Source organism: Hyphomicrobium sp. (assembly GCF_019753045.1).
Classification (GTDB): domain Bacteria; phylum Pseudomonadota; class Alphaproteobacteria; order Rhizobiales; family Hyphomicrobiaceae; genus Hyphomicrobium_B.
Window position 1 is genome coordinate 135,376 of record NZ_JAIELN010000007.1, and the last position, 14,128, is coordinate 149,503.

The following is a 14,128-nucleotide window of genomic DNA, read 5'->3' on the forward strand; positions in this document are numbered from 1 at the left end:
TTGTGAAATTAATTGCAAAATGCGGAGACGACGATGGCCTTGATTTGGATGGACGGGTTTGACAGCTACGGACCAGTAGTCGCGGCTAGAGGCGTCTACAACAATGCCGCCTTTAACACGCTGATGCTCAGCTCCGGCTATGTGTTCTGCCAGGGCGTCGGCGTCGAAAACGACACGCGCACCGGCTACGGCAAGTCTCTGTGGATGACATGGGACAGCTTGGGCACCCCGTCCGACTGGAGACTCGCCTTCCTTCCGAAGGACGAGATCATCGTTGGGTTCGCCTTCAAGTTCACTTCGACCGACCTCGCAAACATCATCGAGTTCCAGTTCGATGACCGTCTCGGCACGGTCACGCCGCAGATGCGCGTATATGCGAATGCCGAAGGTGGCATCTCGCTTTCGGCTGACGGCGGTACGACGCTTACTGCCGCCTCGGGGCCGAACATCATCTTCCCGAACGTCTGGCAGTATCTCGAAATTCGCTACCGCCCGAACAAGACGGAAGGGACGATCATCGTCAAAGTCGAGGGCCAGACGTGCATTCAGTTCGACGGCAAAACGAGCCAGATGACGACGCCTAACCAGGTCAACATGATCAGGTTTCGCACACCGGCTGGTGAGTTCAACATCGGCACGCAGCAAAACCCGGTCAAGAGATATGACGATCTGTACGTCTGCGATACGCTCGGCTCCGGCTTCAACACGTTCCAGGGCGACGTGATCGTCCACTCGGTCAAGGTAGTCTCTGACCAAGGGCCGAACTCGCTCTCGCAGTTTGGTGGTGAAGTCGGTCACTACGCGGCGGTCGATGAATTTCCGCCCGATGACGACGTCAGCTACCTGTACACGAACACGCTGGGCGACCGGGAGATGTTCGGCATTGACGCGCTTCCGGCCAACATCGTCGACGTGCTCGCCGTCTCGACGCATGTCAGGGCAAAGAAGGATGCACCGGGCACCTCGGCCTTGCAGTGCGTGACACAGTACCAGACGCACGAGGCGCGCGGCGCCGTTCAACCGCTGGCGGTGCAGTACACGACGAAGAACCAGTTCCTCGAACAATGCCCGGACGGCACCGGCTGGACGAAGGCGAAGGCTGAAGCTCTCGTCGTCGGATTTGAGGTCGCCTGATGTCAGGACGCGTAACGAGCGTAGAGAGCCGGCAGCTTGGAAAGGCGCCACCGCCGAATACGCGGGTGACCGAAGTCAAGGCGCAGGCGCTCGGCAACAGTGGTGAGCCGAACCGCAGGTTCACAGAGGTTAAGTGCCAGGCCATGGGCCGCTTGGATCGCAGCGTTATTGATCCAGGCAACGGCGTCAGGCCTCGCAACTTTTTGTTCAACGTGTCCGCCATCGAAGCGCGGGTCATGTTTTCGAGGACTCCGGATTTCAGGTGGATTGAGATGCTGGTCTATGAAGTGTTCCCGTTCGACATCAGCTACAGCTCGATCGGAGCGACACGCTTCACGACCGATGTGACGGTTGTCGACAGCGGTGACGATCAGCGTAACGCGCGCTGGTCCCAGCCGCTGATGGAGTACGACGTTGCCTACGGCGTTAGAACGATGGAGCAGCTGCAGGGGCTGATCGCATTCTTCCGTGCCGTCAAGGGCCGGCTGTACTCGTTCCTGTACCTCGATAACACCGATTATAAGTCGACCCAGGCTGTTCGCGAGGAGGCGCGCTCGACGCCTGACACGCACTGGACCGATCAGCCGCTCGGGACCGGAGACGGCCTCACGAAGGTGTTCCAGCTTCAGAAGAAGTATGAGACGCCGATGGCTGAATACGCCAATTACCGGCCGATCTATAAGCCGAAGGACGGCACGGTGCAGATCGGCGTCAACGGCAACCGCGTGCTGAACTGGACGGTCGACCGGAATACCGGGAAGGTGACATTTACGTCGCCGCTCGTCGTGTCGGGCCTGACGAACGTCCACATGGAGCACGTAGCCGGTCCCACCTGGAAGATCATCTCGACCGTGCCGTCGATCTTCGCTGGCTTCAGCGTTGGCGACAAGATCGTGACGTGGGGCTGGGTGAACCCGCTCAACAACTCGCAGGAGAAGGACGCGCTCGTCATCGGCACGATCAATGCCGCGCGCAACGAGATGACGTTCACAGCTCCGCTGCTTTTTGGTGCCGTCGAGACGGCGCTCAAGGACGTCAACGTCATGGTGCATCCGGCTCCGAAGGCTGGGACCGTGCTGACGGCCGGCTTCGAGTTCTACGTTCCGGTGCGCTTCGATACCGACCGCCTGCCGGTCAGCCTCGACTATTACGGCATCGGTGGCGCAGCCGATGTGAAGCTCGTGGAAGTGAGGCCGCAGAGCGAATGAAACGGATCTCGCCACAGATTTTCGATGAGCTGCGGTCGAAGTCGTCCAACATCGTCGTTGGATGGCTCGTCGAGCGCGGAGACGGCCTGAAGCTCGGCTTCACGACGGCCGATACGGAGTTCACGTTCGAAGGCGTAGCGTACTCGCCGACCAATCCGTTCAGCACGTCCTCGGTGCAGTCGAAGAACAACTTCTCGGTCGACAACGTCAACACGGTCGCCCTGATGAACGAGCAGATCACGAAGGGTGACTTGCTCGGCGGGCGCTGGGACAACGCCAAGGTCAAGTTCTTCTGGATCAGGCCCGACAAGCCGGAGTGGGGCGTCGTTCCGATCCGCGGCGGTAAGTTCGGCACGATCACGACCAAAGGCCAGACCTTCGAGACGGAGCTGCGCTCGGTGCTCCAGACGCTGCAGCAGCCGTTCGGAGATTTCTACACGCTCGAATGCTCAGCGGACCTCGGTGACGCCAAGTGCAAGGTGAAGCTCGACCCGCCGAAGTGGGCAGCCGGTCAGGTGTACGTCGCCAAGATCGACCAGGAAGCCGGCATCGGTGACATAGTCAAGCCGACGACGCCCAATGGCTTCTGGTACGTCTGCACGAATGCGCCGAACACGGTGAAGTCGAGCGTCAATAAGGGCGAAGTCTCGAACCAGATTTACGACAAGCTTCTCGGCATCAAGAAAGCGAACGGTCTGAAATGAGCTTTGGCGGCGGCGGTAACGAACCGATCGACAACTACAAGCCTGGCAAAGGCATGTCCCGCGTTGTGACGACGCGTGCGTTCGATATGAAGTACGGCATCTCTGCCGGTGCGGAGCCTGCTTGGCCGACAACGGATAAGGCGACGTTCACGGATGCCAACGGCATAACGTGGCAGGCGATCAGGGCGCGGCGTATCACCAGCACAGTGACGGGTGTCTTCGGACGGACAAACTTCTCGGCGCAAAGCCTGAGCCCGTATCCCGATGACTTCTTTCAGTACGGCGTCCTTAAGTGGCTGACCGGTGAGAATGCCGCCTTGCAGGTCGAAGTGCACGCCTACAAGAAGCTGCCGGCACCGAACTTAGAACTGTTTGAGGCGACGCCGTTCGAGATCGTCGAAGGCGACACGTTCGAGGTCGTGCAGGGCTGTGCCAAGACGCGGACCGCCTGCAAGGTGACGTTCAATAACAATCACAATCATCGTGGCTTCCCGGATATGCCGACCGAAGAAAAGGCGCTCGCAACGCCGAACTTCTCGCAGCAGGGCAAGCCCAAGCAAGACAGCGGAGGCAGCTGATGGCAAAGCGATCGGAGATCGTTGCTGCCGCCAGGGATTGGCTCGGCACGCCGTACCGGCACCAGGGCCGCGACCGCAGAGGGATCGACTGCATCGGCTTCACGTGGGCCGTTGCACGGGACTTGGGCTACGAGTCAGACATCCCGTCGAATTACTCGTCCTCGCCCTCGGGCAACCAGCTGATCATCGGCTGTGAGAAATGGCTCGTCCGGCAAGAGCGTATGCAATTAATTGCAGGCGACATTGCCATAATGTGGGGCAGCACTCGAGGCGAAGCGCAGCATTTCGCGATCATCGGTGAGACGAGCGCCAGGCTGACGCTCATTCACGCCTGGTCGAAGCACCAGAAGGTCGTCGAGCACGGTTATGACGATTTCTGGGAGCGGCGCCTGATGGCGATTTACTGCTTGCCAGACACGACGGAGGGCTGACGTGGCACTACCAATTCTGCCGCTTCTGATGAGCGTCGGCGGCATGGTGCTGCAGATGCTGTTCGCGCCGAAGCCGAAGGACCAGTACGGTCCCCGGTTGTCGGACCTGAACGTGCCAGCAGTATCGCCCGGCAACCCGATCATTCGGCATTGGGGTACGATGAAGCTGACGACCCAGGTCATTTGGGTGTCGCATCTCATAGAGACGAAGCACGTCCAGAAGGCCGGCGGCAAGGGCGGCATGATGGGCGGTGGCCCGAAGCAGATCACGTACACGTATTCGGTAGACATCGCGCACGCCGTCTGTGCCGGTCCGGTGCATAAGCTGAACCGCATCTGGGCGAACCAGAAGCTGCTCTGGGTGCATCCCGATCTGCTTAAAAATGAGAAGCAGGCTTTCGAGGACGCCTATTACGCTGAAGGCACCCGGCTCCTCGACAACGACGTAGACCTCGAAGAGGCGTCAGTCGGGGCGTTCTTCTTTGCCTTCAACAATTACGAGCAGCACGAATACGATCTGTCGACGCGCAAGGAAGCTAAGAAGTTCATTAAGGAACATCCGATCGACCCGCCGAACGTGCCGAACGAAGCGCGCGTTAGCCTGATGATAGACCAGATGCTGTCGCCGCTCGACAAGGACAGCACGTACCGGAGCCTGAAGACGCGGTTCGACAATCTCGACATTTATCTTGGCTACGAAGACCAGCAGCCGAACTCGGTGATCGAAGGCTACAAGGGCGTCGGCTTCGTCTCGGGCTTCCGTGGCGTCTGCTATTTCGTCGTGCAGAACCTGCAGCTGGAAGACTTCGGCAACGCAATCCCGCAGTTCCAGGTGGAAGTCGTCAAGAAGGACGGCACCACGTATCTGCATGAGATCGTGACAGACCTGTGCCTCGGCAGCGGGCTGGAGAACGACGAGTTCAACGCGACGTGCGGTCTGCCCGTTATCCCGGTGCTGGGCTTTGCCGTCACGAACACGTCGTCGGCCCGATCGGTGCTCGAGGATCTGCAGAAGATTTACCCGTTCGATGGCCAGGAGACGAGCTACGTGCTCCGTTTCGACTGGATCGAACGCCGGCCGCGGGCTCTGATCCGGCGAGAAGACTTCGCGGCTCACATTTCCGGTGAAGACGTGCCGTCGATCGAGGACGTGTCGCGGACGCAAGACCTGGAGCTGCCGAAGCAGCTGAACCTGAAGTATCAGGAGCCTGCTCGAGCGTACTCTGCGAACACCGTCAAGGCGACGCGCCAGATCACGATCTCGAACCAGGTCGAAGACTATGACATTGCCATCGCTCTGAGCCGCGTCGAGGCGAAGTCGCGCATCGAAGACACGTTCGTCAACCGGCTGATGGCTCGGCGCACGTACAAGATCGTGCTGCCCAGAAAGTACGTCGTGATCGAACCCGGCGATCCGGTGCTGGTGCCCGAGGAGCACAACCCGAACCGCTTTTACGGGATGCTCGTCACCTCGGTGACTATCGGAGCAAACGGCGTCCTGGAGTTCGAGCTGGCCGACCATCATTACCACACGCTCGTCAGCGCCACGGTCGAGTCCGACACCGAGGAGGGTGGAGGCACGATTGATTACTCGGCCCGCACTTACGCCTACATGCTCGACTGCCCTCTGCTGACGGACACGGAGAAGGACAATCCAGGCTATTACGTCGTCATGTCCGGCGCTCGCGGCACCTGGCAGGGCGGCACGCTGCTGGTCGACGTTTCCAGCGGTGGCACGGTCACGGCTTACGGCTTGACGCAGGAGGGCCAGGTCAACGGCTCGAACTGGTACACGGTCGTCAACGCCGAAGACTCGGCTCCGCACGGTTTCATCATGAACCAGCTCGGCCCGGCCGTGCCCGGCGTCTGGGATGTCGAGAACAAGATCATGTTCTGGAACGTCAACCAGATCGCGCTGTCGTCGGTGGCGAAGTCTGACCTGATCCAGAACGCGTTCAACCTGCTCATGGTCGGCGATGAACTGATCCAGTTCGCCAATGCCACCGACAAGGGCAACGGCGTCTGGCAGCTCGATACGCTGCTCCGCGGGCTTCGCGGCACGGACTGGGCAGTCGATAAGCATCTGGTCGGTGAACGCTGCCTCCGACTGACCCAGACCGTCACGAAGCGTGTCGAGCACGATTTCTCGCTCCTGAACAAGGAAGGGACGTATGAGGCGCTCTCGTTCGGTGACAGCACGGAAGACGTCGAAAGCTTCAAGTTCACGAACACCGGCAACAGCTTCCGGCCGTACACGCCGAACGTGAAGGTGGCCGAGAAGCGGGCGACCGATTTCTACATGCGCTGGATTTACCGTGCCCGGCAGAACGGGGTCTGGACGGATGGGGTGGATACGGCCCTAGACCAGCCATACGAGAAATACGAGATCGACGTGATGAACGGTGCTACGGTCGTCCGGACTGTGCAATTAATTGCAAATCGCGAGTGGACGTACACCGAAGCGATGCAAGTAGAGGATTTCGGCGAAGCTCAGAATAGCGTCACGCTCAATCTGTTCCAGATGGGCGAGGTCGTCGGCCGGGGCTTCAAGAAAGTGGTGACGATAGCATGACCGGGACGCCATTTTTCAACCTGCCTTTGATGTCGACGAACGATGCCCAGAAGGAGGTGTTGTTCAACGAGGCGATCATCGCATTCGACGTCATGGCGGCACGCATCGTCAAGAGCATCCGCACGACGCCTCCGGTCAGTCCCGTAACCGGCGACACGTACCTCGTCGGTGTCGGCGCGAGTGGCGCCTGGGCCGGCTCCGACAACAAGATCGCCTTCTATTTCAACGGCTGGCAGTTCCTGCCGACTGTTGCGAAGATGAAGATGTGGGTCAGCACGCCGGGCAGCTATTACACGTTCTCGGGCACCGCCTGGCTCGCCGATGCCACGCCGCCGATCAACACGCTCGACGACTTGGCCGACATTTCTCTGACGCCGCTACTCAACGGCGACATGCTGAAGTGGGACGCCGTGGCTTCGAGGTGGAAGAACTCGCCCTCGTCGTCGCTCACGTCGTTGAATGCGCTGACGGACGTCGAAGCTGGCACGCCCGGTGACGGCCAGGTGCTGTCGTATAATTCCACGGCGCACAAATGGGTTGCGGCAAGCCTGCCGACGCACACGGTAGTCGACCGGCTGCAAGACTTGACCGATGTCAACTGGACCGGTGTCGGGAACAAGAAGATCCTGTCTTGGGACACGACGACCAACAAGGCGAAGTGGGTCGATCCTGTAAACCCGGTTCCCTCGACGCTCGCCGCGTTGTCCGACGTCAACATCGCTGGCGCAACAGCCAACGATGCGCTCGTCTACAACGGCGCGGTTTGGGGACCGTCGAAGCTCACGTACAATTATTCGTTCAAGAACATGACCGATGGACCGGGCACGCTGGCAGGCCATGCCGGCGAGTTCATGGTCGTCGATATCACCGAGAGCTTCCTCAAGTTCGTGTCTGTCGGCGAGCTGCTGGGCAACTCTGACATGAGGACCCAGAACCTTGCGGACATGGACGTCATCAACGGCGACAACGACCTAAATAAGGTTCCGCAGCTCTACAAGCAGAGCGGCAAGTACCGCTTCAAGTACACGACGCTGCCGACAATCCCTACGTATGCCGTGAAGAAGGACGGAACGAACGTCACGGCGGCGATGGCCTCGCTCAACTTTGCGGGCTTCAACGTCGCAAACAGCTCCAACAACGTAACCGTTTCGCCGATCCCGCTCGTCTGGCAGACGCAGAACGAAAATGTCAGCGGCCCGCAGGTGTCGAAGATCAACTTCCGTGGGCCGGGCGTTGGCGTCACGAACGTAGATGGTGTTCTTGAAGTCGAGGTAGCCGGTGCCGACTCGGGCGCTGGCGGCACGTACGACCTCGCCGTCTTTTATCCAGGCACGCTGGCTTCGGTTAGTCAGGAAGTGTTCCGTTTCCCGGCAATTCGGCCGTTCCGCATCCTCTCCAACTTCAACGGCTCGCGCGGTTCGTGCGTCGTCAACCCGTCGTCCGAGGTCACGTTCACGGCGAAGAAGAACGGCACGAACGTGGGGACGATCAAGATCAGCAATACGGGCGTCTTCACCTTCAGCACGACCTCCGGCGGCGTAATCAACTTTGCGGCGGGCGACGTGTTCGAAGTCGTTGGACCCGCGATCCCAGACGGGGCGCTTGCCGATTTCTCAATCGCGATTGCGGGAGTTAAGACCTGATGGCTATTCTTGTGATGGACGGCTTCGACGTCTACAACGACATCACCGATTTGATTAGTTCCCCTGGCTGGACCTCGACGAACGGCAACCCTGTACAAGCTCAGGGTGGCTCGCTACCTCGAACGGGCGGTGCGTTTGGTGGGGCGGCCGTGCAGTTCGGCACGAGCAGCGTCGCCTACCCGCTTCAGAGGCAGTGCCCGTTCGACTACGACAAGACGTATGTCGCCAGCTTCTATTTCAAGACGACTGGGTTTCCGACCACGACGTACCCGCTATGCGGCGTCTACACGTCTTCGGGCACTCGGCTGTTCGGGCTGTTCATCACGAACACCGCCACGATTTCGGTCAGTGACCAGACCTCGAACTTCAGCGCGGCGGCAGCTTCGGTCCTGACTGCCAACTCGTTTTATCATATCGAAGTCAAGTTCAAGCTCGGCACGGCGGCGAACACCGGCACGCTGGAGATCAGGGTGGGCGGCACCGTGATCTACACGCTCACCGGCTTGAATTTGTTCAACGCGAGCCCGGCCAGCGGTTTCCGTATTTTCAACCCGGCCACAGGCGTAATTGGCTGCTGGTATGACGATCTGGTCATTCTCGACAGCACGGGTGATGCGAACAATGATTATCTCGGCGGCATCCGCATCGACACGATCCGCCCGAACGCGGACACGGCTCAGGCCAATTTCGCGCTGACGAGCGGAGCATCAGGCTACGCCCTGATCAACGACGCGTTCGGCTCGGCCGATACGACGGGGTATATCGAGTCGTACACAGTCGGCGCCAAATCGGAGTTTGAATTGTCTAACCTTGTCGGTGGTTCGAACGGCATCATGGCCGTGCAGCCGCGGATCAGAGCCACGAAGTCCGATGCCGGCTCACGTACCTATCGAGGCTATCTCAAGTCGGGTGCTGTTGCCGCGAACGGTCCGACGATCACGCCCGCTATCGGCTGGCTGTGGCACACGAACGGTATCTTCGAAAAGGCTCCAGACACCGAGGACGCGTGGACCGACAACGGCATCAACGCCTTGAAGCTCGGCCTCGAAGTCGTGTCGTAAGGAGGCGCAGATGGCGATCAGATTTTTCGACGGCCTTGGTAGTTACAAGACAACAGCTGAATTGAGTGCGGCCAAGAATAGCATCCTGTCAGGTGCTACAGCCATAAACACGAGCGGTGGACGCTTCGGGGGCGGTTGCGTCACAGTCGGGCCTCCTGCGTCTAATCCGTTGACGATTAACTTCGCCTCAGCCCTCAACACGCCCATTTACGTTGGCGCGGCGGTCAACTTCATCCAGGACGCTTCGCTCTCCGCGCGCAATTTTATGAACTTCTTTAGCTCTGGTGGGGCTGCAATGGGCTACGTCGGAGGCGTTCCGGCGACCGGCCAGTTGTACGTTGGCAACAAGTCCAACGTCATTCAGGGAGGCATCACGGTAGGTAATGCGCTTCAGCCGAACAGTTGGCACTGGCTGGAGGTGCGCTTCGTTCCGGGGTCGACCACGTCTAACGGCTCGATTGCCGTCCATGTCGACGGCTTGGAGGTCCTCAATGTGACTGGGATCGACACCAACCGCGGAACCGAGACGCTCGGCTCGATCCTATTTGGTGGCATTGTCAACAGCACCTCGAGCGGTAAGGTCGATGACCTCGTTATCTGGGATGAAACCGGCGATGTGGCGAACACTTGGCTTGGCGATATACGGATCGATGAACTGGTGCCGACTTCAAACGGCGCAGACCAGGATTGGGCAGCAAACACCGGACCGGCATGGGACGCTGTAAACGATACGCCATCTGCCGCCGACGACGACACCACGTACATTGCATCGAGCACGGTTGATGCGAAGTCGTCGTTCAACATTGCGCCTTTGAGCGGCGTTTCGGCCGCCGTCTATGGCGTGAAGGTCAGGGCACGGTCGAAGAAGTCGGATGCCGGAGCCAAGACAGTCAAGACCCTGATGAAGTCTGGCTCAACCGAAGTCCTAGACGCTGCCGCAGTCGATCCGACAACGGCCTACAACGCCGTCCATGGCGACATGAAGCTCGTCAATCCGGACACGTCTGCGGTGTGGGATGATGCGTCGGTGAACGCGCTCAAGATCGGAGTAGCGGTGGCGTCATGACGGATATCCGCACCACAGCACTTGAAGCGGAAGTCCTTCGGAAGCCGTCGCCAGAAGGACGTGTCACGGCGATAGAGGCCGAAGTCCTCAGAAGCGTGATCACGCCAGCTCGCGTCACGTCGGCTGCGGTTGAGGTTATGTCGACCCGCACAAGTGCGGCGAGGGCGTCATCGGTTGCGGTCGAGGTTCTTCGCGTGGCCAGCGTGAAGACGGCTCTCCAGACCACGTCGGCTGCAGTGGAGGTCCTCCGGAAACATCCGCCGATCTTGAACCGGCGTCGGGCCGTGGTGGTTGTCATCGGCTAGCCGGGCCGCCATCGGTACCAGCGACCGTCAACAGACGTGCAATTGATTGCGATCCCGGTTATCGGGCGTTTGTGCAATTAATTGCAATCGACGTCTGAGGTTCCCGATGGTCACGAAAAATGAGCTTTTCAGGTTAGCTCCGGGAGCCCGCCATGACCTGGTGCAGGCGATCGTCGACAATTGGGGCGTCGCCGTAGCTGCCGGGCTGACGAAGCCCAGGCGCATCCGCCAGTTCCTCGCCAACATCTGCGCCGAGACAGGCGGCCTCTCGATCCTCGAAGAGAGCATGAATTACCGGACGACCGCGCGTCTCCGCCAAATCTGGCCGACCCGGTTCAAGACGAACGCGGCAGCAGCGCCTTTCGTAGGCCAGCCGATCAAGCTCGCTCAGAAGGTCTACGGCGGCCGTATGGGCAACGCGCCGGCCCCGTCGCTCGACGGCTGGACGTACCGCGGTGGCGGCATGATGCAGACGACCGGCCGCGAAGGCTATCGCGACATCGGCTTCGAAAACAATCCCGACGCACTCCGTAAAGACCCGGCGATCGCCTTCAAGACGGCGGTGCAGGAGTGGGTAGATTACAAGCTCAACCCGGCGGCTGACCGCTACGACACGGTTGCTGTCAGGAAGCGCATCAACGGCGGACTCAACGGCATCGCCGAAGTCCGTCACTTCCTGCAGGTCGCTGAGGGTATCTGGCCGGACGATGCTCGGCTGGTGACGGAGTATACGTCTCAAACGCCCGCACAAGCAGATACGGCAGCCAAGCTGGAACGTGAACGCGTCCGCGCCGTCCAGAAGAGGCTGATCAAGCTCGGTTACACCGAAGTCGGTGAAGCTGATGGTCTCAACGGCAAGTTCACGCGTGCCGCGATCCTCGCCTTCCGTGACGACAACGGCCTGCCGCCCGGCGACATCGACGACACGCTCAAGCAGGCGCTGGCAACGGCTCCAAAGCGCCGGATCGCAGACGATCTGCCGAACCTCTCGGCAAAGGCCGCCCGCAGGTTGGCGCCCGAGCTGAAGGCGAACTTCATCACGAAGATCTTCAGCGCGTTCTCGGCGATCACCGCTGCCATCAGCGCTTTCTTCAAGGGCGTCCTCGATCAGTTCGCGGATGCCAAGAGCATGGTCGAGCCGCTCCAGGAGTACCTCTACGACGTACCCGGCTGGGTGTGGCTCAGCATCGTCTTCTCCGCCTCCGTAGGTCTCTGGCTGGTCGCTCACAAGGGCGAAGTCGAAGGCATTGAAGCTGTCCGAACCGGCAAGCGCCGCTAACAGAAAGGTACTGAAAGATGCTTGAGTTCCTAGTCGTCGTGCACTTCGCGGCCCTCGTGGTCTGCAATCTCCGCAAGCCCAGCTCGACGTCGACGAGCAAGTTCGCGAAGGCGTACCCGTACATCCGTCTCGTCGCCGGCCTCGTCACCGACAAGGTGGGCAAATGACCTGGCTCTATGGCGGACTGAGCGCGATCATCATGTACGTCGGCGTGCTGGCGTACTCGAACATCAACAAGATTGCGACGCTCTCGACCGAGCTCGCCGAGGCGAAGCACAAGCTCAACCTGACCGATTACCGGGAGGCCAGCTTCCGTCGAATGACCGACCGTCGTGATCGAGCGATCGCGGCGTCTCAGTGCGCCAAGCAGATCCAGTACTGGGTCCGCCACCCGGACGAAATCCCGAAGAAGTTTGCCCCGTTCAAACAGCTCGAGCCCGAAAACACAAGGTAAGCCGTGAGCAATTGAGCAGGCAGGAGGGCGGCCATGGTCGTCACGCTCGTTGGGACGTCACTGGCGGTCTTTTACACGCCGCCGTCGAAAGAAGCCAGGTTTGGGAAGTTTAAGATGCCACAGATCAAGGCTGAAATTTCGATAGGCAACATCCTGTCGATGGCGGTGTCGATGGTCGCACTGTTGTCGATGGTTGTTACCGTTGCCGTATTCGGCACGCAGCTCCGTTCCGACGTCGATCGCCACGAGCGGTCGATCTCCGACATCCATCTCCAGCTCGCCAAACAGATCCAGACGAACGAACAGAACATCAAGGCGCTGGCCGAGATCAGCGTCGACCTGAAGTACATGCGCGAGGCGCTGAGCCGTCTCGAAAATCGCGAGTCACGTAGAGCACCGTAGGAAGAAAAGGCGTTGGAATGGACCCGATTGAAGCTGTCGACACGTACGGAAATCCGACTCTCGCCGCCAACGCTTTAGGCCTTCCTCGCTCGACGTTCATGCACCGCTACCGCAAGGCGTTGCTGGCGCAAAAGAAGAGCGCTCGTAAGGCGGACGGCGGCTTCGAGGCGCCTGAAGAACCACCCGTGGACCTGCCGATCGAAGAGATCCTCGAGCAGGCGTCCAAGCGCTTCAAGCTGATGAAGGGCATCGACGACGCTTCGAATTGGCCGATCATCAAGATCCGCGAGCAGAAGCCGATCGGTATCCTGTGGTTCGGCGATCCCCATCTCGGTGATCCTGGCTGCGATATCGACCTGATCCGCAAGCACGCGGCGCTCTGCGCGGCGACCGAAGGCCTTTACGGGGCCAACATCGGCGACACGACCAACAACTGGATGACGCACGGCAAGCTCTCCAAGCAGTGGGCCGAACAGGACTCGTCCATCGCAACCGAACGCCGAATGGCGCGCTGGCTGATGACGGAAGCCGGTGTCCAGTGGCTCGTGTGGATCATCGGCAACCACGACGCCTGGAATGGCGGTGAGACGATCCTACAGGGCATGAACGTCCGCGGTATTTTCATGCGGAACTGGGAAGCCAAGTTCATTCTCGAGTTCCCCGACGGCACGCAGATCAAGATCCACGCGGCGCACAACTTCAAGGGCTTCTCGGACTGGAACCCGATGCACGGCCCGCTCAAGGCGTCCATCAAGGCGTCGGACGCGGACCTGTACATCGCCGGCCACTTGCACACGCCTGGCTCAATGCAGCTCGATCTGCCGGGCTCACGCCGCTTCCCGCTGTTGCTGCGCGTCGCCAGCTACAAGCGCTTCGACAAGTACGCCAAGCTGAACGGCTTCCCTGACCACGAGGTCGGTTCGGCCGTGGTGACGATATTCAACCCGGCAGCAAAGGACGTTGCCGGAAAGATCACGCACTTCTTCGACGTCGAGATGGGTGCTCGCGTCCTGAAGGCCATGAGAGATGGAGTTGACGTTGACCTTGCCAGTAGCCGTGAAGAACGACCACGGAAAAAATCCGCTAGAGCTGCTGCCGCCGGACGCGGTGTGGATAACGTCGCTCGTGCTGATGGTCGGCGAAGCAAAGTACGACGCTGACAACTGGGCGAAGGGTATGAGCTGGCGCCGCATGATCGGTGCCTTGAAGCGTCATACGACGGAGCTCGAGTCCGGAGTAGACTTGGATGCCGAGACGGGACTGATCCAGTCGGCGCATATCGCCTGCTGTG

General features: G+C 60.0%; 15 protein-coding genes and 1 pseudogene. All 16 read left to right on the forward strand.

The window, feature by feature from the left end:
- Window positions 1-33 precede the first annotated feature (33 nt).
- Entirely contained in the window at window positions 34-1,134 is a 1,101-nt protein-coding gene (locus K2Q04_RS09195; protein WP_291162263.1) for a hypothetical protein, read from the forward strand.
- The gene (locus K2Q04_RS09200; protein WP_291162266.1) at window positions 1,134-2,342 is read left to right on the forward strand and encodes a DUF2460 domain-containing protein; all 1,209 of its coding nucleotides are present in this window, start codon (window positions 1,134-1,136) and stop codon (window positions 2,340-2,342) included. The genes K2Q04_RS09195 and K2Q04_RS09200 overlap by 1 nt, the downstream gene beginning before the upstream one ends.
- Entirely contained in the window at window positions 2,339-3,046 is a 708-nt protein-coding gene (locus K2Q04_RS09205; RefSeq protein WP_291162269.1) for a DUF2163 domain-containing protein, read from the forward strand. The genes K2Q04_RS09200 and K2Q04_RS09205 overlap by 4 nt, the downstream gene beginning before the upstream one ends.
- Window positions 3,043-3,624, forward strand: coding sequence for a phage BR0599 family protein (locus K2Q04_RS09210; protein WP_291162272.1), 582 nt, complete (start codon window positions 3,043-3,045; stop codon window positions 3,622-3,624). The genes K2Q04_RS09205 and K2Q04_RS09210 overlap by 4 nt, the downstream gene beginning before the upstream one ends.
- Entirely contained in the window at window positions 3,624-4,055 is a 432-nt protein-coding gene (locus K2Q04_RS09215) for an NlpC/P60 family protein (protein ID WP_291162275.1), read from the forward strand. The genes K2Q04_RS09210 and K2Q04_RS09215 overlap by 1 nt, the downstream gene beginning before the upstream one ends.
- Window position 4,056: 1 nt before the next feature.
- Window positions 4,057-6,627 carry a phage tail protein gene (locus K2Q04_RS09220; protein ID WP_291162278.1) on the forward strand — a complete coding sequence of 857 codons (2,571 nt, stop codon included), beginning with the start codon at window positions 4,057-4,059 and terminating at the stop codon, window positions 6,625-6,627.
- Window positions 6,624-8,270: a DUF2793 domain-containing protein gene (locus tag K2Q04_RS09225; protein ID WP_291162282.1), complete on the forward strand. Its 1,647-nt coding sequence runs from the start codon at window positions 6,624-6,626 to the stop codon at window positions 8,268-8,270. The genes K2Q04_RS09220 and K2Q04_RS09225 overlap by 4 nt, the downstream gene beginning before the upstream one ends.
- On the forward strand, window positions 8,270-9,331 hold the full coding sequence (locus tag K2Q04_RS09230; protein ID WP_291162284.1) for a hypothetical protein: 1,062 nt from the start codon (window positions 8,270-8,272) through the stop codon (window positions 9,329-9,331). The genes K2Q04_RS09225 and K2Q04_RS09230 overlap by 1 nt, the downstream gene beginning before the upstream one ends.
- Window positions 9,332-9,341: 10 nt before the next feature.
- Window positions 9,342-10,397, forward strand: a complete 1,056-nt coding sequence (locus tag K2Q04_RS09235; protein ID WP_291162287.1) for a hypothetical protein — start codon at window positions 9,342-9,344, stop codon at window positions 10,395-10,397.
- A complete protein-coding gene (locus K2Q04_RS09240) occupies window positions 10,394-10,702 on the forward strand; it encodes a hypothetical protein (RefSeq protein WP_291162290.1) in 309 nt (102 codons plus the stop codon). Before K2Q04_RS09235 ends, K2Q04_RS09240 begins: the two co-directional genes overlap by 4 nt.
- Window positions 10,703-10,808: 106 nt before the next feature.
- On the forward strand, window positions 10,809-11,981 hold the full coding sequence (locus K2Q04_RS09245; protein WP_291162292.1) for a peptidoglycan-binding protein: 1,173 nt from the start codon (window positions 10,809-10,811) through the stop codon (window positions 11,979-11,981).
- Between the two features lie 17 nt (window positions 11,982-11,998).
- Window positions 11,999-12,148, forward strand: a complete 150-nt coding sequence (locus K2Q04_RS09250; protein WP_291162295.1) for a hypothetical protein — start codon at window positions 11,999-12,001, stop codon at window positions 12,146-12,148.
- Window positions 12,145-12,435, forward strand: a complete 291-nt coding sequence (locus K2Q04_RS09255) for a hypothetical protein (protein WP_291162297.1) — start codon at window positions 12,145-12,147, stop codon at window positions 12,433-12,435. The genes K2Q04_RS09250 and K2Q04_RS09255 overlap by 4 nt, the downstream gene beginning before the upstream one ends.
- Window positions 12,436-12,549: 114 nt before the next feature.
- Entirely contained in the window at window positions 12,550-12,837 is a 288-nt protein-coding gene (locus K2Q04_RS09260) for a hypothetical protein (protein ID WP_291162300.1), read from the forward strand.
- A 17-nt stretch (window positions 12,838-12,854) separates the two neighbouring features.
- Window positions 12,855-13,997 carry a hypothetical protein gene (locus K2Q04_RS09265; RefSeq protein WP_291162303.1) on the forward strand — a complete coding sequence of 381 codons (1,143 nt, stop codon included), beginning with the start codon at window positions 12,855-12,857 and terminating at the stop codon, window positions 13,995-13,997.
- A pseudogene (locus K2Q04_RS22200) lies at window positions 13,945-14,118 on the forward strand (dATP/dGTP diphosphohydrolase domain-containing protein); the annotation flags it as partial. The gene K2Q04_RS09265 and the pseudogene K2Q04_RS22200, both read left to right, overlap by 53 nt.
- Between the last annotated feature and the right edge of the window lie 10 nt (window positions 14,119-14,128).